Source organism: Agrobacterium rosae, assembly GCF_002915175.1.
In the GTDB taxonomy this organism is placed as follows: domain Bacteria; phylum Pseudomonadota; class Alphaproteobacteria; order Rhizobiales; family Rhizobiaceae; genus Agrobacterium; species Agrobacterium rosae.
Genome location: NZ_NXEJ01000011.1, coordinates 1 through 24127 on the forward strand (window position 1 = coordinate 1; position 24127 = coordinate 24127).

Annotated in this window: 28 protein-coding genes; 23 read left to right on the forward strand and 5 right to left on the reverse strand. The window is 48.9% G+C overall.

The genetic code is table 11. The features are described from left to right. Positions 1-161: 161 nt before the first annotated feature. Positions 162-2549 carry a hypothetical protein gene (locus tag CPJ18_RS22080; RefSeq protein ID WP_103660042.1) on the forward strand — a complete coding sequence of 796 codons (2388 nt, stop codon included), beginning with the start codon at positions 162-164 and terminating at the stop codon, positions 2547-2549. A gap of 9 nt (positions 2550-2558) precedes the next feature. Next, the gene (locus CPJ18_RS22085; protein ID WP_103660043.1) at positions 2559-2990 is read left to right on the forward strand and encodes a GIY-YIG nuclease family protein; all 432 of its coding nucleotides are present in this window, start codon (positions 2559-2561) and stop codon (positions 2988-2990) included. A gap of 69 nt (positions 2991-3059) precedes the next feature. Here the strand turns inward: CPJ18_RS22085 and CPJ18_RS22090 are convergent, their stop codons facing one another. Beyond that, a complete protein-coding gene (locus tag CPJ18_RS22090; protein ID WP_103660044.1) occupies positions 3060-3806 on the reverse strand; it encodes a hypothetical protein in 747 nt (248 codons plus the stop codon). Between the two features lie 106 nt (positions 3807-3912). Here CPJ18_RS22090 and CPJ18_RS22095 point away from each other — a divergent pair, with 106 nt between their 5' ends. After that, the gene (locus CPJ18_RS22095) at positions 3913-4275 is read left to right on the forward strand and encodes a hypothetical protein (protein WP_146258706.1); all 363 of its coding nucleotides are present in this window, start codon (positions 3913-3915) and stop codon (positions 4273-4275) included. Here CPJ18_RS22095 and CPJ18_RS22100 read toward each other — a convergent pair whose 3' ends face one another. After that, the gene (locus CPJ18_RS22100; RefSeq protein ID WP_103660046.1) at positions 4276-4623 is read right to left on the reverse strand and encodes a hypothetical protein; all 348 of its coding nucleotides are present in this window, start codon (positions 4621-4623) and stop codon (positions 4276-4278) included. A gap of 67 nt (positions 4624-4690) precedes the next feature. On the opposite strand from CPJ18_RS22100, the gene CPJ18_RS22105 reads away from it, so the two are divergent. From CPJ18_RS22105 to CPJ18_RS22200, 19 genes are all read left to right on the forward strand, one after another. After that, entirely contained in the window at positions 4691-4918 is a 228-nt protein-coding gene (locus CPJ18_RS22105) for a hypothetical protein (RefSeq protein ID WP_146258707.1), read from the forward strand. After that, positions 4915-5337 carry a hypothetical protein gene (locus tag CPJ18_RS22110; RefSeq protein WP_103660048.1) on the forward strand — a complete coding sequence of 141 codons (423 nt, stop codon included), beginning with the start codon at positions 4915-4917 and terminating at the stop codon, positions 5335-5337. Before CPJ18_RS22105 ends, CPJ18_RS22110 begins: the two co-directional genes overlap by 4 nt. Further along, a complete protein-coding gene (locus CPJ18_RS22115) occupies positions 5330-5710 on the forward strand; it encodes a hypothetical protein (RefSeq protein WP_146258708.1) in 381 nt (126 codons plus the stop codon). The genes CPJ18_RS22110 and CPJ18_RS22115 overlap by 8 nt, the downstream gene beginning before the upstream one ends. 30 nt (positions 5711-5740) lie before the next feature. Continuing rightward, entirely contained in the window at positions 5741-7162 is a 1422-nt protein-coding gene (locus tag CPJ18_RS22120; RefSeq protein ID WP_103660050.1) for a hypothetical protein, read from the forward strand. A gap of 36 nt (positions 7163-7198) precedes the next feature. Next, the gene (locus CPJ18_RS22125; RefSeq protein ID WP_103660051.1) at positions 7199-9241 is read left to right on the forward strand and encodes a portal protein; all 2043 of its coding nucleotides are present in this window, start codon (positions 7199-7201) and stop codon (positions 9239-9241) included. Further along, a complete protein-coding gene (locus CPJ18_RS22130; RefSeq protein ID WP_103660052.1) occupies positions 9228-9473 on the forward strand; it encodes a hypothetical protein in 246 nt (81 codons plus the stop codon). The genes CPJ18_RS22125 and CPJ18_RS22130 overlap by 14 nt, the downstream gene beginning before the upstream one ends. Before the next feature lie 33 nt (positions 9474-9506). Continuing rightward, on the forward strand, positions 9507-9707 hold the full coding sequence (locus CPJ18_RS22135; RefSeq protein ID WP_103660053.1) for a hypothetical protein: 201 nt from the start codon (positions 9507-9509) through the stop codon (positions 9705-9707). A gap of 65 nt (positions 9708-9772) precedes the next feature. Next, positions 9773-10696: a hypothetical protein gene (locus tag CPJ18_RS22140; protein ID WP_103660054.1), complete on the forward strand. Its 924-nt coding sequence runs from the start codon at positions 9773-9775 to the stop codon at positions 10694-10696. Between the two features lie 26 nt (positions 10697-10722). Next, positions 10723-11652 carry an SU10 major capsid protein gene (locus tag CPJ18_RS22145; RefSeq protein WP_103660055.1) on the forward strand — a complete coding sequence of 310 codons (930 nt, stop codon included), beginning with the start codon at positions 10723-10725 and terminating at the stop codon, positions 11650-11652. Positions 11653-11786: 134 nt separating this feature from the next. Further along, entirely contained in the window at positions 11787-12122 is a 336-nt protein-coding gene (locus CPJ18_RS22150) for a hypothetical protein (RefSeq protein WP_103660056.1), read from the forward strand. Between the two features lie 2 nt (positions 12123-12124). Beyond that, positions 12125-12682 carry a phage adaptor protein gene (locus CPJ18_RS22155; RefSeq protein WP_103660057.1) on the forward strand — a complete coding sequence of 186 codons (558 nt, stop codon included), beginning with the start codon at positions 12125-12127 and terminating at the stop codon, positions 12680-12682. After that, a complete protein-coding gene (locus CPJ18_RS22160; protein WP_167397962.1) occupies positions 12673-14190 on the forward strand; it encodes a hypothetical protein in 1518 nt (505 codons plus the stop codon). Before CPJ18_RS22155 ends, CPJ18_RS22160 begins: the two co-directional genes overlap by 10 nt. Before the next feature lie 301 nt (positions 14191-14491). Beyond that, entirely contained in the window at positions 14492-14881 is a 390-nt protein-coding gene (locus CPJ18_RS22170) for a hypothetical protein (RefSeq protein ID WP_103660059.1), read from the forward strand. Positions 14882-14884: 3 nt separating this feature from the next. Further along, the gene (locus CPJ18_RS22175; protein ID WP_188348525.1) at positions 14885-16282 is read left to right on the forward strand and encodes a hypothetical protein; all 1398 of its coding nucleotides are present in this window, start codon (positions 14885-14887) and stop codon (positions 16280-16282) included. A gap of 176 nt (positions 16283-16458) precedes the next feature. After that, positions 16459-17625, forward strand: a complete 1167-nt coding sequence (locus CPJ18_RS22180) for a hypothetical protein (protein WP_146258709.1) — start codon at positions 16459-16461, stop codon at positions 17623-17625. 98 nt (positions 17626-17723) lie between these two features. After that, positions 17724-18482, forward strand: a complete 759-nt coding sequence (locus tag CPJ18_RS22185; RefSeq protein ID WP_206780941.1) for a hypothetical protein — start codon at positions 17724-17726, stop codon at positions 18480-18482. Between the two features lies 1 nt (position 18483). Further along, entirely contained in the window at positions 18484-20613 is a 2130-nt protein-coding gene (locus tag CPJ18_RS22190) for a hypothetical protein (RefSeq protein ID WP_103660062.1), read from the forward strand. 42 nt (positions 20614-20655) lie between these two features. Further along, complete coding sequence (locus CPJ18_RS22195) at positions 20656-22107, forward strand: hypothetical protein (protein ID WP_103660063.1); 1452 nt, start codon at positions 20656-20658, stop codon at positions 22105-22107. 170 nt (positions 22108-22277) lie between these two features. Beyond that, positions 22278-22496 (forward strand): hypothetical protein, encoded by a 219-nt coding sequence (locus tag CPJ18_RS22200; protein WP_103660064.1) that lies wholly within the window; start codon positions 22278-22280, stop codon positions 22494-22496. 36 nt (positions 22497-22532) lie between these two features. On the opposite strand, the gene CPJ18_RS22205 is transcribed toward CPJ18_RS22200, so the two are convergent. Then, positions 22533-22730 (reverse strand): hypothetical protein, encoded by a 198-nt coding sequence (locus CPJ18_RS22205; RefSeq protein ID WP_103660065.1) that lies wholly within the window; start codon positions 22728-22730, stop codon positions 22533-22535. A 140-nt stretch (positions 22731-22870) separates the two neighbouring features. Here CPJ18_RS22205 and CPJ18_RS22210 point away from each other — a divergent pair, with 140 nt between their 5' ends. Next, positions 22871-23092: a hypothetical protein gene (locus tag CPJ18_RS22210; protein ID WP_103660066.1), complete on the forward strand. Its 222-nt coding sequence runs from the start codon at positions 22871-22873 to the stop codon at positions 23090-23092. An 18-nt stretch (positions 23093-23110) separates the two neighbouring features. Here the strand turns inward: CPJ18_RS22210 and CPJ18_RS22215 are convergent, their stop codons facing one another. Next, positions 23111-23572: a lysozyme gene (locus CPJ18_RS22215; RefSeq protein WP_103660067.1), complete on the reverse strand. Its 462-nt coding sequence runs from the start codon at positions 23570-23572 to the stop codon at positions 23111-23113. A 43-nt stretch (positions 23573-23615) separates the two neighbouring features. Next, positions 23616-23954: a hypothetical protein gene (locus tag CPJ18_RS22220; RefSeq protein WP_103660068.1), complete on the reverse strand. Its 339-nt coding sequence runs from the start codon at positions 23952-23954 to the stop codon at positions 23616-23618. Positions 23955-24127 lie beyond the last annotated feature (173 nt).

The following is a 24127-nucleotide window of genomic DNA, read 5'->3' on the forward strand; positions in this document are numbered from 1 at the left end:
AAGCAAGAAGGTCCGCTAAGTCCTAATCGTCTTCAATTCGAACAGGACCGTTGATCTTCTCTGCACTCAAAATCTCGTAAAATACATCGGGGTTTCCTTGAAGGTTCTTAGCGGACCGCCTTCGGGAAACCCCTTTTTATTGCCTTTTTTACGAGACCATTATGCAAAAGCTTATTATCAAATACCTTTCATCCGTAACCGGTTCCGGCAAGACACATTCCTTGCTGACGACAATCAAATACGGTTCCCGCGCTATCATCGCTACTCCCCGAAAAGAGATTGGTCGCGAGACCAAAGCCAAACTGGAAGCTGCTGGTTTCACGGTTAAGCTCATCACTGGAAAGGATGGAAAGACCGACGATGTAGACTCCTATTCAGATTGCGGAAAGGCTTTCAGAGATGCCATTAAAGCCGACAATCATGAAGTCATCATCGTTGATCATTCTGTTGCGCTTAAGAAGCTTGAAGGCGTCGATAATTACGATCTCTATATCGATGAGGTTCCTCAAATTGACAAGACAATAAGCCTGAAATCATCCATTCCAATGATCCAAGAGCTTATGCTTACGCTTTTTCCAGACACCATCATTTCCGACAGTCATCTTTTCTATGAAATGACTTACACGAAGGAAATCGCAGACCTCATCGCTACGTTTGATGACGATGAGGTAATGATTCCAAGCCCGAAGTTGCGTGAGATGATCTATGCGCTGAAATCAGATGATCACACCGTAGTCATTCGCGGATCGTCGCTGAAGGCTTATAAAGAGGCGCTAAACACTGACCCGGAAGCAGTTAAGGGCATGAAGCTTCGCTTTCAAGTCATCACGAAACCTTCCATACTCTCCAACTACAAATCAGTCACAATGATAAGCGCTGGATTCGAGACATCCGAGCCATATTACGCTTGGCGTAAGCAGGTTGATTTCATCGAAAATGACGAGATGATTTCATCTCTTCGCCCGCTTCCAGATCATAAAAAGGGCTTGGTCCAAATCCTCTACCTTTCCGATGAAATGGACACATGGGCAGATTATAAGAAGCTTGGCTATCAAGACTTTCTGGACCGAGTTGCAACCGCATTCCATGAAGCCTCTCCCAACACACCGCACATTTATTGCGTCAAGAAAGCCAAAGATGATGAGGGTAATCCAACCACTCCCTACACATGGCTGCACGACGAAAGCGGCTTGGGAAAGCGAACAGACCCTTCTGCAAAGGGGATCAACGGTCTTAGCCACTACAATGTCGCCATCCATCTGACACCAATTAATCCAGCTACATTCGTCTACAACTTCAAGAGAGAATTCTATGAGATGCAGTCTCAGGATGTGAAGTGGGCAGTTTCATACGCCGCACAATATCAATTCGCTTCGCGGACCAGTTACCGCGACTATGAGAGTACCAAACACGTCGCCATCATCGTTCTGGATTTCAATTCAGCCATGGCTTTGCACGAGCAATTTGGTGAAGCCAGCGCAGGCGCACCAATCTTCTTCGATATTGGAATGGAAGAGCTTCGCTGTGAAAAGAAACAGGCAATGACCGCCAATGAACGCCTTCAAAAAAGCAGGATAAAAAAGAAAATGAAAACCAACGAAATCGAAAGCCAATATCAGTACGAAAATTTCCTTATTCGACAGTGGTCTAGTGTAAATTGTACTCAACCGTTAACGAACATGCCAATGTCGTGGAGTGATTTCGTGATGGTTTTGCAAAAGTATTCAAAAGGTCTCGAACTGAAGTCGAAATCAGCTTGCCCGCAACTTCGCGAAGGCTACTTTATCGATCCAGATAATCACAAGCTGGTGAACAACATCCAGACATCCAAACTCATGCAGATGGACATCGATAAAGCTACCGTTGATCCTGCCGAATTAAGCCTGTTCCTCACTAAGAACAACGTGTCTCACGTCATCGCTAACAGCTATAGCAGCCAACCATTAGACCCTCGCTTCCACCTTTTTATCCCGTTGAGCCGGGCAGTATGCGGCGATGATTACGCGAAGATATTCAAGCTAATCAGTGCCGATATCATTCAGAAATTTGATGGCGCATTTGAGATCGATGCCAGCTTCAAGAGCATCAACAAGAAGATCAGTATGCCATGCGTCTCCGGTTACAAAGGCGATCTGTTCATCAATGGCACTGTCTGGAAGGATATGATGACATACACGGTCTCATTCCTTGATGTGGAAAGGTATCTCAATCGCGTTCAGATCGGCTTCAGCAATCCGACAACAGAAACGCCATCGGAACTCAAGCAGATCGGCAAAGACGCTGTTGAAGACATCCTGACCAAATGGGCAGTCGCTCCGGGCTTGGGTAAAGGAGGACGCCATTTCTACAACGCGGGTGTAGACCTGAAGAAGGCAGGGTGTTCATACGGAGAGATCATCCAAATCCTATCGACCAATCGCCACATGTTTGGTCATGGTCAAGATAGGAACGCATTAGATGTCACCAATCATATCTTCAAACGAAGCACGAATGTCAGCAGTGCAAACGACAACGCACAAAGCTTTTACAGATGCACAAATTCTAAATGAGAAAGGATAATGAGCAGAAAACCTAATCGAGTTAAAATAAATGGAATTTACAGACAGATATACTACATCAATGATGGCATATTGGACGGAATGGATGAGAAGATGGCTGGCATTTACGTACTCGCCTGCATTAAGTCAGGGTCAATGTACGTAGGTTCTTCATCAAATATTAGATCAAGAGTAATGAGCCACTTCAGAAAGTTGAAGAAGGGGTCACATACTAACTACAAGCTCAGCAAGGCATATTCACAATACCCTTCGAGATGGGCGCTTATCGTGATGGAGACCGTTTCAGGGTTGACGCAAACCGAAACCTATCGGCTGGAAAACGCTTACTTGAAAAGACCAGAATACGATCTGAACATTGATCGCTCAGCATTTGCTCCTTTCAAAAGGTGGAAAGATAGACAAATGGAGACGCCAAATAACAACCAAAGGTAGGTGTGACTCGCACCCCCACCTCCCCCTGCTCAGGCTCTTCGCTACAGTATCAGGTCCTCCAGAAAATTTTTATGCGTCGTGGTTTTCCAGAGGCGTTTCGCTTGGCTCTGGTGACGATGCCGAAAAGCTGAGCGACGGTAAAAGATGAACGAGCTTCGGAAAGGCTGAGTAGATGAGTGCCGCTATATCGCTCAATCGCTGCCGGGCTTCTTCTGTCAGCGGTACAGTCAAAAGCTTCTTTTCGAACGTAGCGATGTAGTCGTCGCCTCTTACCTGTCCTATCAAGAATTCTTTCCCACCCTCAATTTCTATTGCATGCTCCTTTACGCCGTCGAACGATCCGACTGCTTCAGCGCGATGCCCAACTGCATGACGTGCGACATTGTAATTCGGAAAACCGCGCTCAAGTTCGCCGGAGGCTTTCCGCAAAATGTCGCTGTCTGACTCTTCCTTGATTGTCGGCGTTAATCGCATGTTTGCTTTGATCTGCATGAGAGCTTTTCCGAAATGGAACAGCGTCATCGCGGCTTCTCTGCCAGCCATATCATCCCAATTTTTTATGAGGTGGAGGCTGTTATTCAGAATTAAGGTGTCAGGCGCATTGGCGCTCAGCAAGCTTCTTCGAAGGTCTTGTACGTGATTATGAAGCCCGACAGCCGCCGCGTAGTCATTCACGTACCCAGACAGATTTTGGAGATTGAGCACAGTGATCATGGAGTGGTTTTGCTCTTCCGGTGACGGCAATGAGTCAACAAAAGGCTGGAGCACAGATGCGTCGTAGACCCCCGGCGTTCCCGGCAACAGATCGTAGCTCATAATTTTCTCCAATCCGCAAATGTAATGGTCACTGCCACCTAACGCCCACGATCTCCGTTCGTTGCGTGGCAGTTCAGATGATCGCCATCACAAGCTAAATATCGGCATGCTTAGCCAAATCAAATCATACGCCATAATCGGCGCTGTCATCCTGTTCATCGCTCTTTCCGGCGCGTTCGGCATCTACTACAAGATCGCGAGCAGCCAGATCGACACGCTAACCGCATCGAATGCCACACTGTCGCTAACGGTCGCCTTAAATGAAAAGACCATCGATCAGATGAAGCTTGATGCGGAAACGCTTTCCAAATCGATTGTGGAGTTGAATAAGACCAACCGCGTGATCGAAGACAATTTCGCCAAGGAATGGTCTGCCATCGACCAGATGGACGCATTGAGCGAAGATCAGGCAAATTCTTCATTTGCCCAATCCATAAAACGATTAAAGGCTGCAACTCAGCCGAAATAATCAAGCGCTTTTTGGCTTGGGTCCACGTTTTTTCTTGGGTGCCTCGACTGGCTGATCATCGCCATACAGTTCCTCAATCTTGGCAACAAAATCGCTGTCATCGCGTACAGCTTCCTTCACCTGATCGAAAAACGACAAGACATCTTCTTTGCTCTGGAAATGAAATTCGTCTTCCAATTTTCCTAGCTTCACATGAAAGCCAGTGATGTCCTCTTTCGCCCATGACCGGCGATTGAGTTGACCTTTCTTTACGGCATCAATCTGCTTGGTTAGTGCCTTAGAAAATGCGGCAGCAGATTTGTTCGTTTTGACAGCGTGTTTTGCGACGAGATCAGCGTAAGTGATCATTTTCAAAAATCCTTTTCAAACATCAAATGCCCTAAATAGCTGAAACGTAATTAGACGAGAAAGGCAAGTGAAAGTTAAATACGATTTCCCTCGTGGATATTCATCAGAGATGACGAATGCACGGGAAAACAACGAGTTCGAAGCATGGGTGAATGGCAAGTTCGGCTCGCGAATTAGAGACCTCATTTCAGAGGATTTTACGCTGAACATTTCAGACAGCTTCTTTGAAGTTGATTTCACCTATGAAGATGATGCTCACGCCTTTCTGAAGCTATTTGGAGGGCGCGAAGCTTGAAGGAAAAACTACTCAAGATTGACAAGCGAAAGACGCCTGAACATCGCGAACATCTGAAGAATATCGGTCGCAAAAAAGGGCAACCAAAGATCGAAGGGTCTGGCGTCAAAAAGATTCCGGAAGAAGTCAAAGAAGCCATGGCAGCTAAAACCATGGACGCAGTTGCCGTGATGGCAGACGTGATGATGAATTCTAGCAATGACACCGCTCGTGTCAAAGCAGCCGCGTACTTCCTTGATCCGTTCGTTCCGAAGGCAGCAACCAACGTGAACGTCAATCACGCGGTCTCAATTGCCGACATGCTCAGCCAGATAAATCAAATGCGGTTGAAGGACGAAACAAAAACCATCGACATCACCCCGCATGAAGAACCAGTTGTGGAGCTTCTTATCGAGCCGGTGGTGATTGACCGTGATTGATTGGATCGTATCGGCATTCGTCGTCTTTACGGCATTCCTTGCCTTACATGGCTTCCAGACCAGTCATCTTGTGGCTGGCTTCTTTGGAGGCATCATGAGGGCAGTCATCAGTTCGAAAGGTACAATTTCAGAACGGATTGCGTCGGGTTTTGTCGGAACGGTCTTTGCCATGTATTTCACACCACTCGCCGTGTGGATGCTTTCGATTACCGATACTCAATCGGCAAACAGTCTCGCATTCGCTATCGGCATGTTGGGTCTGTACGTGGCTGAAGCCTGTATCGGGATTGCTAAGCAATGGGCATCCAATCCGGGTAAGTTCCGTCGCGATATCTCCGATCTGGTGATCCGCATCTTCTCCAAACGCGACTAAGGGTCAAAACGCGGTTTCGCTAAATATCGGATGACCGCACATGACCAAGAATTACAAAAACTAGCTGCCCTACTAGACGTTTATCGTGACGACATCGCTGTCTTTGCGCAGCAAGTCTTTGGCTCTACACTCACCCCGAAACAAATTGAATTTTGCGAAGCTTTCCGCACCCAACGCACCATTACCTTCAGAGGGGGAGTTGGATTCGGAAAAACTCATGCGGAAGCCATCGTCACATGGTGGGCATTGATCTGCCACGACCAAATCCAAGTTTCCATCTTCGGACCATCGGAGCCGCAGTTACGCGGCGGTATCTGGAAAGAACTCCAGGTTCTGCATGGAAAGATGTCGCTGCTCTTCAAAGAGAGTTTTGACGTTCAGGCAACCCGCATCAGCCGTGTGGTCAATCCAAGCTCCTGTTTTGCGGAATACCGACTAGCCAGCGGCGACAAGCCCGACAATGCCCGTGGTATCCACGCGCACAACAACTTCGTCATCGTGGATGAAGCATCAGGTATCGATGATGCCGTTTTCACGGGCGCACTACTGAACATTCTCACAGACCCGAATGCCAAGCTATGCCTTGTCTCGAACCCATCCAAGGCAAGCGGCTTCTTCTGGCGCACTCACAGCGATCCCGACATTCGAGATGAGTGGACCCAAGTCCACGGGCAGATGAAGGACAGCCCGCATTTCGATCCTAAAACATTTGAACAGCTTGCAAAGAACTATGGTGGACCACTCAGCCGCGAATACCGTGTCATGGTCCTTGGAGAGTTCCCTCTTTCCGATATCGACGGTCTGATCAGTCGGGAATGGATTGAAACTGCCATTCTCAACACGGAAGTCATTCCAGCACCGAATGCGCCCGTCATATGGGGTCTCGATCCCGCTGGCGCTGGTAAGGATAGCTCGGTTCTGGCAATGCGCCATGACAACGTTCTGTTGGGCTTCGAGGAATGGCGAGGACTTGATCCAACCCAATTGGCTTACAAGGTCAGAGACCTCTATCAGTCTACACCGAAGAACCTTCGACCAGCCATTATTGCGGTGGATTCAACCGGTCTTGGTCATGGTGTTTGGAGCAACCTGAAAGACTTCGGTCTTCCTTGCCACCCATGCATATTTGCCGGGACACCCACCCGAAATCCAGATCGCTATCATCGCGTCAGAGACCAGATTTGGTTCGAGATGCGCGAATGGTTCGCAACTGAAAATGTCAGCATTCCAAATCATCAGCGGCTGATCGAAGAACTGGTCACGCCAACCTACGATGACGGTTCGGGCAAAATCAAACTTGAAGATAAGAAACTGATCAAAAAACGGATCGGAAGGTCGCCCGATTATGCAGACGCATTGGCGATCACTTTCAGTGTCAATCCGTCCCGTTTTCAAAGCAAGTTCTCTTGGTCGAAGCCAATCGAATACACGAACTTACAAAGCTTCCAATAAGCCTAAATAACCTAAAAATCATATGAGAAAGGATTTATGGACGAACAGGCTATTCAAAACAGCATCGCGACGAAGCTAAAAGACGCTGTAAATTTCAGCAATTCGAATATCGCGGCAAAAAATGAACAGGCGTTAAAGTATTATAAGCGCGCCTATCTTCCCGGCGACGACAAGATTAAAGGACGCTCGAAATGGGTGTCGCCCGAAGTTCAGCAGCGTGTCGATTGGTCCGTTGCCAGCATGATCCGCATCTTTGACAGCCCTGAAAATGTCTGCGAATTCCTACCATTTGGACCGGAAGACGAAGCTATCAGCCGTCAACAGACGCAAATCGTGAACTGGACGCTTAAGACCAAAAATAGTCATTTGGCGTTTCTACAGCCATGGCTCCAGAACGGCTACATTTGCGGTTTAGGCATCGTCACCGCTGAATTTACGACCGAAACTATTGAAGGTCTGCCGCGCACATTCAAGGGCGTTCCCGATGCAAATCTAGTCGCATTTGATCAGCAAGAAGAAGCTGGTCAGATCGTCATCGAGTCCGCGTCAAAGCCATACCTGAATGAAGCTGGAATTTCCGTTCGCGATCTGAAGATCAGGAACGTTCGCCGCAATCCCGTATTCAACGTATTGTCAGTAGCTCCGGAAGATTTCATCATCAGCCGTGACGCAAAAATCGATCCTGAGACCGGTGGCATCGCTGCCAAGCTACAGGGACATCGAAAGATCATGTCGAAATCGGCATTGCTCGAAATGGGTTATGACGCCGATAAGGTTTCGCAGATTGCTTTTGCATCATCCAAGAACGACGGCATTGCGCTTGAGCGCTCCAAAGACCTTGATGGCGATCAGGGCGTTTCTGGCGATGATGTTGAAGTGTTTGTCGTCTATTGCAAAATGAAGATCGATAAGAAAGCTCGCCACTATCGTTTCACGCTTGCGGGTGGCATCGAAAAGCCGGTCCTACTCGATTACGAAGAAGTCAGCAAATTCTATCCATACGCGCCGTTCGTTCCGTTCCCGCAGGCAGACTCTCTCTTTTCCATGGGTATTGCCGACAAGATTGGCGATGATCATATTCTCATCACACGCCTAAACAGGGCAATTCTCGATGATCTCCACGCGCACGTTCATCCGACCAAAATCGTCAACCCTGATTCGGTGAATCTAGATGACCTTCTGAATATTCACCCCGGCTCGATTGTTCGTTCAACTGACCCCACAGGCGGAATCTCTTACAGCATCCCGCCCTTCAGCGGATCAGATGCTATGCCGGTAATTGCCAACATTTCGAACGGTCTCGACTATAGCACCGGCGTTGGTCCGCAGATGTCTAGCCTGAACGCTTCCGATCTTCAGAACACCACTGCAACAGCCGTCAATTCCCGCAATTCTGCCAGCCAGCTATTAGTTGAGATGGTTTCCCGCTATTTCGCAGACACCGGCTATGCCTACCTAATCCGCATCGTCATAGATCAGCTTGTCCAGAAGCCGGAAGAAGCGCAGGAATTCATTGCGCGGCTGACCAACAACTTCGTGCCGATTGACGAGTTTTCACCCGAACTGGACGTGACCACATCGGTAAGTTTTGGCGTCATGAGCCGTGACCAGTCCACCGCCTCCCTGTCGAATCTCTTGATGCAGCAAATGCAGGCGATGCAAGCTGGTCTGCCAATCGTGAATGCACAGACGATCTACAACACCCTTGCCAAGCTCAGTGAGACCACTGGTTTCAAGAATAGCAGCCTTTTCTTTGTTGATCCTTCGACATTGCCGCCGCCACCACCACCGCCACCAGCTATCGATCCTAATCAGGGGTTGATCGACCTAGAAACCGTTAAGGCGCAACTGAAGGCGCAATCCGATGAAGCTGATCGCCAGTTCGAAATGCAGAAACTCGTTGCCCAACTCCAGCAACAGCAATCCGAATTCAAAGATCAGATGGAATTGAAAACCAAGCAGCTTGAACAGGACTATCTACTCAAGCTGATGGAATTGGACAAGAAATACACACAACAAAGCGAGCCGAGAAATGACCTTTCTCAGCTTATGATTGAGGTTCCAGATGAACAATATTGAAAAAGCAAACGCAGCAATTCGCTTGAAAGAAAATGAAGATTTCCGCGATCTTATGCGCTGCATCGAAACCGAAATATTCGAAGCATTTATGAATACGAAATTGGGTCAGGTGGAAGAATTGGATAGCGTTCATCAGCTTTCACATGGCTTCCGTCTGATCAATCAACGGCTAGATAAATACATTGAAATTGCGAAATTCGAAAATTCTTCGCAGAAAAATGAAGAATACTAACTCAGATAATAAATGACTTTAAGGAGAAACCATATGGACGCTCAAAATACAAAATATGACGCATCTTTCTTTTATGCGAAAAATCCCGAATTACTGGAACGAAATAAGCAACATGATGCGCTAGCAGCAATGACACAACTGCTACTGGATAGCGGATATTCCAAAGATGAAGTGATTGATCTGAAAGACGGTCGATTTCTGGACATCGTATACCGCCTATCAAGGCTGAAATGACGGTCTAAAAAATCAGAAATACTAAATAAATCCAACCAAAATAACTTTAGGAACACTAAATAGAAATGGAAAGTGAAAGCAACAATCTCGAAACGGGAACTGCACTTAGTTTAGATGAAGCGGCTGATTTGATTAGCCAAACTCTCGACGTATCTGAGGACTCCTTTGTTGAGCAACCAGACGAAAACGTTGAATTACCGGAAGTGGATGAAGTCGTTGAGGCTCCTGAAACTGACGAGACGCCGGAAGAAGAGCAATATTTCGATATCGATGGCAATCAGGTAAGTCTGAGTGAAATTCGGTCCTCTTATATGAGACAATCCGACTACACCAAAAAGACCCAAGAGATTGCTGAACAGCGCAAATACTATCAGGAAAATCAGCGCGATATTAACACGCTGCGATCTGAAGCGATGCAAGGCATTGAAGCCCTTAAGCATCAAATCAGCATCGAATTCCGCCAGATGGAATATCCCGATTTCGATTATTTGGCTGAAAATGATCCCGGCGAATATGTCCGACAGAAAGCCCAATGGGAAAAGCGTGAACACGCCGTTCGACAAATCTATGATGCTGAAAATGCATTGAAGCAAAAGGCAGCAGCATATGAGGCAGAACAGCATCAAGCGCAGATTCAGGAAACGAGCAATCGCTTCTTCGAAAAGTATCCTGATCTGAAAGACAGAACGAAAGCTGACGAAGTCTTTAGCGATATCACTGGACTTTTGATGGAGACAGGCTTTAGCGAGCCGGAAATCAAGAGCATTGCTGATTTTCGCATCATCGATCTCCTGTACCGAGTTGTTCAGGCTGAGAAAGCTCAGAAAGCAATTCCGAACGTGATCGAGAAAATCAATAAGAAACCGGTCATTTCTGCGAAGGAAAATTCGCGCAAGACCAGTGCTGATTATGATCGTCAAAGCTACGAAAAATTCAACCAATCGAGAAGTGTTGCGGATGCCGCTGCGCTGATCAAAAACCTTCTATAACAACTAAGAACAAAAGAGAAAGGATTATGCCTACTTTAACTACTGTAAATCACGCTGGAATTCACGAAGACCTCAGCAACATCATCAACATGCTGGAACCAACCGAAACACCGTTTATTTCGTCTATCGGTAAGACCAAAGCTTCCGCCGTTCGTTCAGAATTTCTGATGGATGAGCTTGCTGCCGCCGATAAAAACAATGCTTTGGCAGAAGGCGCGGACGCAACGGATTCTACGCTTACGACCCCAACCAGACTTGGAAATATTTGCCAAATTTTCCAGAAAGATATTCGTCTTAGTTCCACTTTAAACGCGGTCAATACGGCTGGCGCGGCAAAGGACGAACTTTCCAGACTTGTGGTAAAAAAGGGACTCGAACTCAAACGAGACCAAGAAGCCGCATTCGTTAGCTCCAATGCGTCCGTTGCGACTGGCACCCGTAAGCTTGGTGGTATGGAAGCTTGGATCAGCACGAACGCCCTTCACGGTGCTGGTGGTTCCTCCACTGGTTACGCTGGTGGCATTGTCAACGCACCAACCGCTGGCACTGCTCGTCCCTTGACCGAAGCCCTGTTTATCTCGGCATTGCAGAAAATTTGGGAACAAGGTGGCACACCCAAGGATGTGATCGCACCCGGCACCCTGAAGCAGAAAATTAGCACCTTTAATGGTGGCGCGACGAAGCAACAGAACGCCGACAAGAAGACCGTGAATCAGGCAGTGGACTTGTATGTGTCGGATTTTGGCACTGTTTCTATCGTTCCTCATCGTTTCATGTCCACGAATGTCGTGATCGCATACGACCCCGAACTTTGGAAGAATGCTGTCCTTCGCAATGTTCAGAAGGTTGAACTCGCGAAGACTGGCGATAGCGAACGCTATATGCTCGTTACTGAGACAACTCTTCAGAGTTTGAACGAAAAGGGGTCAGCCAAGATCGCAGACCTCAATGGTTAAGCTGACCTTGAACGGCTAATAATCATAAATTCAAGGATCGACTTAGAGGCTCTTCGGAGCCTCTTTTTTTGTGCGCAATCTGCCAAAATCAAGCGGTCGCTAAATACGTCAATAGACAAATTTAGAGGCATCCTATGGATAATTTTCACGCTGGCGATCTTCTTCAATCCGGCTCGGTCGTATGGGAAGATACGCCCACTCACACAGTTACTTTGATCCGCGACGGCGACAAAATTATTGTAAAAACTGACTACAAAAACATGCAGGCGATGCTGGATGCAAACGCAGCCGAATCCAGCGATTTCAATCAGACCGGCAAACATTCTGATGTCGTGAAAGTGGCTGGTATTCCCATTGGTTTGTATTTCGATTGGAAGCGCGACGGCATTACTGACGATCCGGAAGCATTGAAACGCCGCCTCAATGACGCTGATTATGCAAAGTTTCGCGTCAATAATTGGAGGCTCTGATCATGACATATCAAGAGTTTCTTGCCCTCATCAAATCCTACACGATCCGCGATGACGCACCGATCATCAGCTTTATCCTTCGCGCCGAATCTCACTTGCGCCCAATCGTTCGTCATTACCTTGCCGAAAAGACAATCGTTCTTTCGATCACAGACGACATTGCTGATCTGCCTGCCGACTTCATTGAAATCCGTGCCATCACAGGAACCGAGAAGCGATACAAGCCGATATCCATCAACAGTGCCACTTCAGACGAGGTTGGCTATTATCGCATTGGATCAACCCTGATATTTGCAGGGAAAGTCGAAGCCACGGTCAAGCTGACATACTATTCAGCCTTTACGCCGTTGACCGAGACGAACCAGAACTGGCTCTTCGGAAACTTCCAAAACGTCTACATTTCCGCCGTTTTGCGCGAGTTCTACCGTTGGGAGAAGGATGCCGAAGGTGTTGCATCTGAACAAGGCGCACTGAACGAAGCTCTGTCCGTTCTGGCTGAAGACGACCGCCGTGGACGCATGACCGGCTCTATTACGATTGGTGGTCCGACATGGCACTAATCGATCAACCATTCACGTCATGGACTCCTGATCTTCCCGCCCTGAACAATCTGGGTCTGGTCAAGGCTCACAACGGTTTGCCCGGAAACAGCGCATTTCAGGGTGGTGTCACCTTCTTCCCTATGAAGGCGGCAAGCCTCTATTCCAATACATCTATGGCTTCACGCCCGCTCGGCACTGCCATTGGTCAGGACAAGGATGGTAATGCAAAGGTCTATGGTGGATCGGCAACTGCACTTTACAAACTGTCGCCAACCAATCGCCAATGGACCAACATCTCCAGATCGGGTGGCTATTCGACTACCGGCAAGGAGCGCTGGAAGTCGGTCGAATTCGGCTCGCTCCAGCTTTTCACCAATTTTACCGACGAACCCCAATACATTGACATGAACGCAGATGTGCAGTTTGCCAATCTCACGTCGCTCGTCAAAGGCAGACATTTGGCTACGCACAAAGGGTTCGCCATTCTCGGCAACACATATGATGCGCTGGACGGTGGCGTTCCCTATCGCGTTCGCTGGTCAGCAATCGAGAACCCTTCCGATTGGGTCTATTCGCAATCAACGCAGGCTGATTTTCAGGACATTTTTGGAAGCGGTTCGATTATGGGCATCGTCACTGATGATCAATGCTGGATTTTGCTCCAGCGCGGGATCGCTCAGATGACGTATATCGGCGCGCCTTATGTCTGGCAGTTCACAGACCGCGTTGTTGGCAAAGGCTGTTCTGTTTCCGAAAGCCTGATTTCCATCGAAGGTGGACGCCATTTCTTCCTTTCAGATGACGGCTTCTACATGCTCCAGAACGGCAACCTTACGCCGGTTGGTGCCGGTCGCATCGACAAGTGGTTCATGCAAAATGCCGATCAGGACAAGCTCAACCTTATGTCCGTGGCATCCGATCCCCGTGAGTCCCTGATCTACTGGTCGTTCTGTTCGGTGAATTCCTCAACGGGAAGACCCGATATGATGCTCATCCTCAATTACGTGACCGGAGAATGGTCAACGGCTGATGCAACAGCGGACCTGATTTTCCCTAGCCTCTCCCTGCCTTGGACTATCGATCAGTTGGACACGTATCAAACGCTCGACAATGTGCCAGCTTCTTTCGATGATCCGATCTGGTCAGGTGGAAAGAGCATGCTTTGGGGCATGAGCAACACAGGCGCGGTCTATAGCTATTCAGGGCAGACGCTCGAACTTTCCATTGAGACACCCGAATATCAGCTATCGAAAATCCTGCCGAACCAGACAGGTGCTGACATCACGTCGATATCTAAAGCTAGACCACTATTTGAAGGCAACGGAACCGCTCGTGTTCAGGTTGGAACGCGCAAGCTTCTATCCGATGAAATCACATGGTCTGATCTGAAAGATACCAGCCCTGAAACCGGCTTTGCGTACTTCCGTGAAAAGTCTCGGTTCCAGCGTTTCCGCGTCAAAATTTCTGGCAACTGGAAGACTGCTTTTGCTGTCCAGATCGACGGGTCTACGGCTGGAAAACGCTAAATAGCGTAATGGAAAGAGTCTACGATCATACGAACACGCGACAAGTCACAAGCGTACTGAATCAAGTTGTCTCGCAATTTGACAATTGCGGTTCTGTGTCTTTGGCGAACTCAACGACCACAACAACCGTTTCCAATTCCAAGATCAACAGCCAAAGCAAAATATTTCTTCAAGCTCGAACGACTGCCGCTGCAACTGCTTCAGCCAGCACGTTCATTTCGGCAATCAATGACGGTTCTTTCGTCATTAATCATGCTTCTGCAACGACTGCCAGAACCTTCGATTATGTGGTTTTTAACGTATGATGCAGATGGTTTTTAGCGAGCAAGAATATGAACGGGTTCGAGCATGGTTGCTGTCAGCATTCGATGCATCACCCGCTGTATTTGATGAAGCCGAAATGCTGGAGAAATTGCGCAAAAACGAATGGTATCTTGTCACCGCTGATCGCTCTGCATGTGTTCTTGAGCTTTGCAAATATGAAGATGAGTGGATTGCGAATGTGCTGCTTTTGGGCGGCGAGAAGAACAATTCCCTTAAAGAAATCATGCGTTGCCAGATCACCTTATGTCGTTTCCTGAAAGATCAGGGATTCACTAAATTAGTCGGGCAACCACGAAAAGAATTCCACAAACTCATCCTGAAACACGGCTTCGAAAAGAAAGAAGAAGAATTTATCAAGAGGCTTTAATTAATGGCATCAACTCCAAAAACGACCGAAACGACCACTAAGACAGAACCTTGGGATGGTGCCAAAGGCTACCTGCTTCAAGAATACGCGAACCTCGATAAACTCTATAAGGACGGCGCTCCAAAGCCATATGAAGGCTCACTTATTGCTGACCAGTCTCAGGCAACAAAAGATGCACTGGCACAAGCTGAAGCCACGGCTCGAAACGGCAACACATCGACACTGACCAACGCAACGAATGCCGTCAATTCGGTCATGAATAGTTCTGGCAATCAGCAAGCGCAGAACACCTATTCTCAGCTTCAGAACACGAATGGTTTCGCGCCTAATCCGACGAATAATATGGCGTCTCAGATTGCCAATGGTCAGTTTTCCACTGGACAGACTTCGAACAACCCGGCGATGCAGTATCTTCAGTCCACGGCTTCCGGTGCAAATGTCGGAAAGAACCCGTATCTTGATCAGATGGTTGGCAATCAGCAAGACCAGATCGCGACCAAGCTGAAGAATGTGACCAATCCGGGTATCGACAGTCAGGCAGCAACCCTTGGTCGCATGGGTTCTGGTGCATTCGCCTCACAGCGCAACAATGCCGAAAGCACCGCTGCCAACGAAATGGCGAAGGTCGCTACCGATCTCTACGGCAACCAATACAATCAGGATGTCTCGAACCAGATGAACGCGGCTGGTCAGTATGGCTCGATGTACAACTCGGACATTGCGAACAACCAGAACCAAATCGCCAACGACCGTTCCTATCAGCTTCAGGGCATGAACAGCCTATCGAACAACTATCAGAATTCGATCTCCAACATGCTCGGTCTGAATGATCAGAAGCTCAATGCCGCCAACGCGCAGACTTCCGCAGATTCCAACCTGAATACGCAGAAACTGAATGCGGCTGGCATGTCCGGTCAGACGTATGCGAACCAATATCTGCCAGCCCAACAGCTTGCTAATGTCGGTGCATCTCAGGATGGGCGGCTCGATCAGTTGAAACAGGCTGAAGTCGGAGCATGGGATAAGGCTCAAAATCAGCCACTTGTTAACAGCGCAAACTTCATCAATTTGCTGAATGGCGGCGGTTACAACAGCCAATCAACGCAGACACCTGTCTATTCGAACACGGGTGGTCAGCTTCTTGGCGGATTGTCTGCGCTTGCTGGCTTGTTTGCCCTTTGCCAAGCATCTGAGAAGATTCTGCACAAGCATGTCGGCTTCATGCCGCTCACCAATGGTGATCGCATCGCAATCTACGAATTCACCTACAAAAACGATCCTGATCAACAGCGCTGGTTCGGTCCAATCGCGGAAGAAGTTGATCGCAAAACCGACGCTGCAATCGTACTGGACGACAAGCTCCATATCGATGTCACGAAACTTATGACGGAGGCAGCGTAATTATGGCTGGCGTATTTGATTTCCTTCTCAAGAAGAAGACCAACGGCGAGGACGACCTGAAAGCCGTTCTCAGCCCTGAAGAGGCGAAGAAGCAAAACTTCCTGTCGCAATTCCTGCCGGATGATCCTGATAAAAAGCAGTCGCTCTCGCAGGCTCTCTTGCTTGGCGGCGCGGCTATGATGGCGAATGGCGGTCCTTCGGAGAAACCAACCAATCTTCTGTCCATTGTTGGGCAAGGGCTTGGAAATGGCGTTGGCGCATATAATGCCAACATGGACGGTATTGCTGATCGAAATACGAAAGGCACGGCTAACAAGGTCAACCAAGTGAAGCTCCAAAACGCACAAAATGCGCAGACTCGTTCATCTGCTTTCATCGAAAAATATGGCTCTCCATCTGAAAACGGCTATTCGATTGAGGCGCTTTTTGCTCTTCATGAGATGCAGCTTGCCAATGGTGACGACGAAGGCGCAAGGCTGACACAACGGCAAATTCAGGCGCTGCAACAGCACGGCGCGGATAATGGCATGGTAGTTAGTGAAGACGGTTTCCGTCTGGCTGATGGCTATCAGAAAAGCCTCTTTGACACGAAGAAGGCGGAAAGCCTTGGTTCGGCTCAAGGGCAGAATGCGCAGATTACAGCCGATCAGAAAGATTATCAGTTCGGCAAAGACAATCCTGAATTCCGCAAATACGAGACCGAGAAGAAGAAGGACACCAATATTTCGGTCAATACAGGTCCGAAGGATGGTGACATGTGGAAGGCTTTGGACAAGGAGCGTGAAAATGCTTCAGGTGCCCAAGGTGCTTTGAATCAGGTCCACCAGATGAAACATTCTCTTGCCAACGCGACAACCGGATTTGCTGCAAACCAAGTCTTGTGGGGTCAGAAAGCTATTGCCGCTCTAGGTGGCGATTCCAGCAAGGTTGCTGACACCGAAACGTTCCGCACACAGGCTATGGAAATGGCAGCGAGAATGAAGAGTGAGCTTGTCGGCAATGCTCAGATTTCCGATAGCGACATGCGATTTGTTCAGCAGGTGTCGGGCGGTGATATCACTCTCGATAAGGTGACGCTGGAAAAGCTGCTTGATATTCGTGAGAAGTCCCTGAACGGTACGATTAACCGCTACAATGAGAAGATCGACCGTATCTATCCAGACACGGAAGAAAACAAGACCAACCGGACCTATTTTGGCGGCATCAAAGCTCCCGAAAATCCATATGGTAAAGGCGCTCAAACACTCGTCGTTGATAGCGAAGATGCTTATGGGAAGGTGCCTGCCGGTGCTGCCTATCGCTTCTCTGATGATCCTCCAGACATGGTTCGGAGGAAGCGCTAATGGTCAATTATATCCGCTACTCCAATGCCGGGGCTACTCGTAACCGCGAGCTTTCCGACGCCCTCTTGAAACGTCTTGGCTATCTGGAAGATTTGGGTGTGACTGCCGAAGTGTTTTCCGGTGGACAGCCTGGAATCGATGAAGGTGGCGCTCGTGTTGGCTCAACTCGACATGACCATGGCGAAGCTGGCGACATGTTTTTCTATAAAGACGGTCGCAAGCTTGATTGGGCAAATGAACAGGATCGACCTGTCTTCGAACAGATTGTCAGTCAGGGCAAAGCCAACGGGATTACCGGCTTCGGTGCTGGTCCCGGCTATATGCAAGCAGGCTCTATGCATGTTGGTATGGGCAAGCCCGGCGTGTGGGGAGCCGGTGGCAAGGGTGACAATGCGCCTGCTTGGCTAACTTCTGCTTACAATGGTGCTCCTTCCCAAGCCAAACCAGACGTAATTTCTGAAGTCATTGCTGCCGCCGATCCCGCAACCGTTCCAAAGCAAATTCCGGGAACGGAAACGCAAGCCCTTGCCCAAACCCCGGAAGAGCCGAAAAGCCGCAACGGTGTGTTGATCGATGCGTACAACAAGCTGACCAACTCAGATGTTCAGGTGCCCGACACCATTCTTGGAATGGACACCGACAAGATGACCAAGGGTTTTGGGCAGATCGGCGCTTTCGCCAAAACGCTTTCAGAACAAGACCAAGCGCTAAATAGCCAAATACAGGCAACAGCACGAGCGCAGGGCGGTAGGATTGGTGGCGGAAGCCCCGTTGAAATCTCCATTCTTTCATCGTTGCCAGAACAACAGCGCAAACGCAGAGGCGGACTCAGCGGGTTAGGAGGCTATTTCAGCTAATATGGACGATTGGAAAAAGAAAATCATTGAACGCGATGGCGGCTCTATTCCCGAATGGAAACGCAAGATCATCGAACAGGATGGCGGCACAAACATTTTCGAAAATGCTGGTCCCGATCCACGCGATATCTCTGACGACGCCAGCGATGCGCCATGGAACGTCCGTATGGAAGTTGGTGCGCTCGATAAGCCAGAAGATCGGCTGAAAGCTCTCCAGAAGCATTATCCAGACGCAAAGCCATATGGCGAAAACAACTTTATATTCACCGACGAAAAAGGCAGAACTCGCCAATACAATCGTGAAAGCTGGCTTCCCAATCTCGGTGACTTCGCATCGATTGCGCCTGAGTACGGTGAAATCATGGGCGGTGCTATCGGCGGTGTTTATGGTGGTGCCGGTGGTGGCATTGCAGGTTCTGCCGTTCCTGCCGTTGGTACGACAGCGGGCACTGTTGCTGGCGCTATCGGTGGTGCCGGTGCTGGTTCCGTTGTTGGTCGCGAAGGCGTCCAGCGCGGTTTGAACTGGCTATTCGGAAACGAAGATACACGAACTGGCTCTGAACAAGCTGTCGATGCTGCGCAGACATTCGCACTTGGTGCAGCCGGTGAAGGCGCTGGTCGTGCCGTTGGTGCTGGCTGGAAAGCCGGTAAGAACGCCTTCAAATCCAAACTCATTGGCGAAACCGACGATGTTGTTGAAGCACAGAAACGCCTTGCCGATCTGAACGCTATTGGCGCGACTGAGCCACTTCCCGGCATGGTCAACGGAAACAAACGCACATCCACTCTTGAGCATGCACTGTCTTCTCTCCGAAATGGCGACGAGATCAACAGACGCATCGCAGACGCTCATACAGCTATGGATGGCGAGTTTGACCGCATTGTTTCGAATGCAGGGACGCCGAAAACGCAGGCTGAACTTGGCGAGCTTCTGAAACAGCAGGCACAGGAAGCGAAAGCGGCTGGATACAAGCGCTCCAACCAACTCTATGATCGTGCCGCTGAAAAGATCACATCTCCCGCTTCAATCGACAATACATTCGCATATGCGCAGAAGCTCAAAGCGGACAGTTCTGCCATGGGCAAGTTTGACCGTCGCGCTGCCGGTTCTCAGATCGATAGTGTTATGGAAGATACCGCAGCACTTCTTGAGGATGCGCAGAACGGCTTGACATTCGACCAGCTACAGAAGGCGCGCACCATTATCGGTCAACGTTCTGCCGACACAGACGATAAGGTTCTGAAAGGTCATCTCGACGGGCTTTATGGTGCGTTGACTGCCGACATGGAAAAGACCGCCTTGGCATCTGGTGATGGCGAAGGGCTTCAGGCATGGCGAAAGGCGAACAACCAGTTCAAGCGTTTGAAAGACCCGGTGAAAGGCTTTGGCAAAGGCTCTGTTGCTGACAAAATCCTCGATCCAAAAATGGACACTGATAAGATTTGGCAGTTCGCAACTGAGACGACAAACCGTGGCGGAAACCGCATTGCACAGATCAGACGCACGGTCGAAAAGTCCGAAGGCGGCAAGGATGCTTGGGATAATGTCGTTTCCTCGACCATCGAACAGCTTGGCAAGACGACCGATGTAGAAGGCGTCGATCAATTCAATTCGACGCTCTTCTTGAACAAGTGGAAGAAGATGTCGCCCGAAGCGAAGGACGCCATTTTCAAGGGTTCGAAGAATGCTCAATATCGACAGGATTTGGATCGGCTTGCTCGCATCACCGACAACATGAAAAACTACAGTCGTGGTGCCAACCATTCGAACACGGCAACCCATCAGCAGATGCTCAACAACATGAACCCGTTGGACAAGAACAACGTGATGGCTTCTGTTCTCGGTATGGCGGCGGGTGCTGAGCCTATTACTGCGCTTGCTATTGGTGCGGCAAAGGGGGCAACCAAAGCTGTTGTCGGCAAAGGCTTCAATAGCAGCCGTATGAAGCTTCTGACGGACCCTGAGACAGTCGCATGGATTGCCGGAGTGCCGAAAGCAGAGATGCAGAAGGGCGGAATGACCGGGCATATGCAGAAGCTTTTAGGCATCCGCAAACGGACATCTGATCAGGCGCTCGCATCTGCAATCAACGACTATTTTCGCGATCTCGGCTACGACGAAAGCGAATAATCCCTATATAAATCAACACAATAATAAGAGGGCGATAAGCTCATGACAGACCTCATTTCCACGGATTGGAAAGAACTCGACGCTGACAACACCAGCCCATCACCAAACGGTGTACAGGGTGGCTACAGTCCATCTCAGGTGGCTCCAGTCGTTCGCGCCATTCGTGGTTCGCTGAAGCGCTTCTATAACCAGTCCAATGCGATCTACACATCGACAGGCACGGGCGCAGCTTATGTGTTGACGTTTCAGGCGGCACCATCAGGCTATTCGAAAGGCATCATTTATCGGTTTTGGTCGCATATCTCCAATACTGGCGCGGCAACGCTGAACATCAATACGCTTGGCGCAAAGGCTATCGTTTCTCCAATTGATGGATCGGCTCTTACAGCTGGTCAGATCGCTTCTGGCAAGATGGTCGAAGTCGTCTACAACGGCACGGCATTCGAATTGCTGACTGACATGAAGCAGGATTCCAAGCTGTCTGGAAACACGGTCCTTTCAGGATCGCTGTCTGTTTCGGGCGCGATCAACGCTGACCAGAACGTAAATGTGAAAGGTCAATTGTATGTCGGCACATCAGGCTCATTCCTCGGTGGTGACGGGAACATCCTTTTCACTGGTGGTATGGCAAGCCAAGGCTCTAACCTTGGCGAAGCGCTTAATCGTAAAGCGAACCTCGCAAGCCCTACGTTCACTGGCACGTTGAACCTGCCTTCTGTTAGCGAAACTTCGTTCAAACAAGGTACTGGTGACGGTGCATCGTATACGACATACAACACCGTAATGAAGGGTTGGTGGGGTATGGGTATGGCTACCTACGACAACACTGTCCAAGGTTACTATGACTTCCGTGCTGGACGCTGGAATACCAAGGGCGGCACCTATCGCGACGGTGTCGAATACGTTCTTCCAAACGGTGCCAATCATAATATCAGCGTGCTTGGTTCGGCTGCTTCGGTTTACGACGCAGGCAACGTCAATGCGCAGCGAATGGTGTTCAATTGGAATGGTCAACCGGGGCAACCAAGTTGGCTATGGGGTGGCGTAGATGGTAAGAATATGTACGTCTACCAGCCTGCAAACCTTTCGGTTATGAACTCTGCACAATTGGGTGGTCTTGCCGCATCTGACTACGCAACGAAAGCTGATTTAACTGCCAGTTCAAACGCTTTTCAAAGCGGAAACCAAACATATACGGCACAGGGGCTAGGTTCTGTAACCCATGGATTGGGAAGAAAGCCAAATTGGTACATTTGTGAAATGGTCTGCACTACCGCTTCGAACGGTTGGTCTGTTGGTGAAACTTTTGACCAAGCATCCGCGATGCAGCCTTGGACAAACACAGGCACCTTTGGCATCTTGCTTTGGGCAAACGCAACTACAATCAATTGGAAAATCGCAGCAGGCGGAATTGCGATCATTGATAAGTCTAATGGCAACTCTGCAATAGCATCAACAGCCAATTGGCAATTGCGTTTTAGAGCAGGATTTTAATGTCCATGCGATGAACCGCGCTTCTGAAGCGTTGAAAGGTTAACGTTTTCTCGTTAAAAATTAACGATTTAGCCAGAAAAAGACTTATTTTAATAAAATGCCAGTTGATCCGGAACCTTCCGGATTCTCGACCATTATGCGCGAAAGCAATTTGATCGAGACGTGTACCAGTGCAAACATTTTACTATCACCTTGGCTACAATAGCCACTTCGTTTTGGATGCCAGCGGAAGGACGTTCTCGTCTGCTAAACAGGCAGTTCACGAGCGAACCATCGCGTCCATTCTCGTTGGCTTGAACGATGACATTCCGGGCGAACGCTTTCCTGATCAAATTGCCATCGTGAAAGGTGGCGAAAGCCGCACGGTTATGGCGATCAGAAACCTTTAAACAGGTCGAATCCGATTTGCTGATGGGTGATTATCTTTACAGGAAGGTAATCTCGGAAAGACCAAGACGCTTCCGCTCTGCTTCGGCATGGTCCACAGCGATATCCATTTCTGGAAACGAAAATAGGGTCAGCAAGCCTTCTTCCGTTATGCGAACATCCCAAAGTTCGCCCGACCGATACAACTCAACCTTATTTGCGAGAGCGTCTTCGACGCGGTCAAAAATATCTGCCATATAGATACGATTACAAAAACTCTATGTGGTAGTCTAGTACTCACTTCTGTACGCTACCGTACCATCGGAATATTAGAAATTCCTCTTTTATGGGAACATTTACCTGTTCGTGAGATTAGGTCGGGACTTGGAGAGCGAATGTGAAGACGACCTATTTTTTCCATCTAACCTACGACAAGTTTTCTGATATTGATCAGACAGGGTTCGAATACTCGTCACCATACAAAGCGACCGACGATGCTGTTCTCACGCTTCTCACAAAAGCGCTCGATGCTCAGATTTATGGTAAGCCGGTCCCTCGTAAGGTCGTTGTTGTCCAAAGCGGCATCAAGTCAAAAATCGTCGCGATCAAAGGCGTGTAATCTTACTGAGCGGCTTACCTACGCTAATCTGAATAGATCAAGCTCGGCTTGGCGACGAATGGTCAAACCGCGCAACGGCTTCAGAATGCCTTTCACCCTTGCCTTGTCCCATTGCAGCCACGACTTCCCGATCTCAGCCATTGAGGCTTTTCCATTGATGCGCTTGAGAAGGGTAGAGCCAGCGAATGCGCCAAGCCCAAGATTGAACGCGAAAGACACCAGCGCGCCAAACTGATCGTCAGTGATCGGCACCTTCACCAGCGTAGCCACGCCTTTCTCGAATTCAGCGAGATCGGTCGATAGGAGCCTGTCAGCTTCGTTTTGGGTAATTGTCTTGCCGCTCTTCACATCAGCCATGGTGACTGTCTTAGTATGCCCGTATCCGATTGTCGGAACGTTGGCAGGGCAGAGATACGCTTTGAGTTTACAGCCTTCAGATGCCTTGATGATCTGGAGAGCTTTTGGGGATGTCTTGTTCATCCAATATGTAGACGAACCGAAAACACCCCCTGCTTTTTAGGGGTTAGTGAAGCGTTCTGTAGTTTTTGTGTGGACGACGATTTTGCGCCTGTTCAAGCGGCGTTGCCCAACGAAGGTTTCCCGGCACATAGCCAAGATCATTGTCGATGCGATCAACCGAATGATCTGGCGAAGGGCGCAACCCAAGCTCTTCATAGAACTCAATGAAGGTGGCGAATGAGCATTTGATGCCGCGACCACCATAGTCGTGATAGCGCGGATGGTTTGGGTTGTTGCACCGCTGGAGGATGTTGCGATAGCAGTAGTAAAGGCTTTTATTGTCGCTGTTGGTGCTGTTGCTAAATCCAAGAGCGGATCGGCTATAATTGATTTCAGTATTCATAAACTATTCTCCTGATTGTATTTTCAGGAGGTATTTAGAAGAACCCGGATTTCTGGAATCGCGCTGGGTTTGACGTGGGCGAGGGGTCTTTCAGCACTTGCTCGGTGCTACAAGAAAAAATGACGACTGCTACAATTTGGCTGTTGACTCGAAATCAGAAATAATTGATTTTG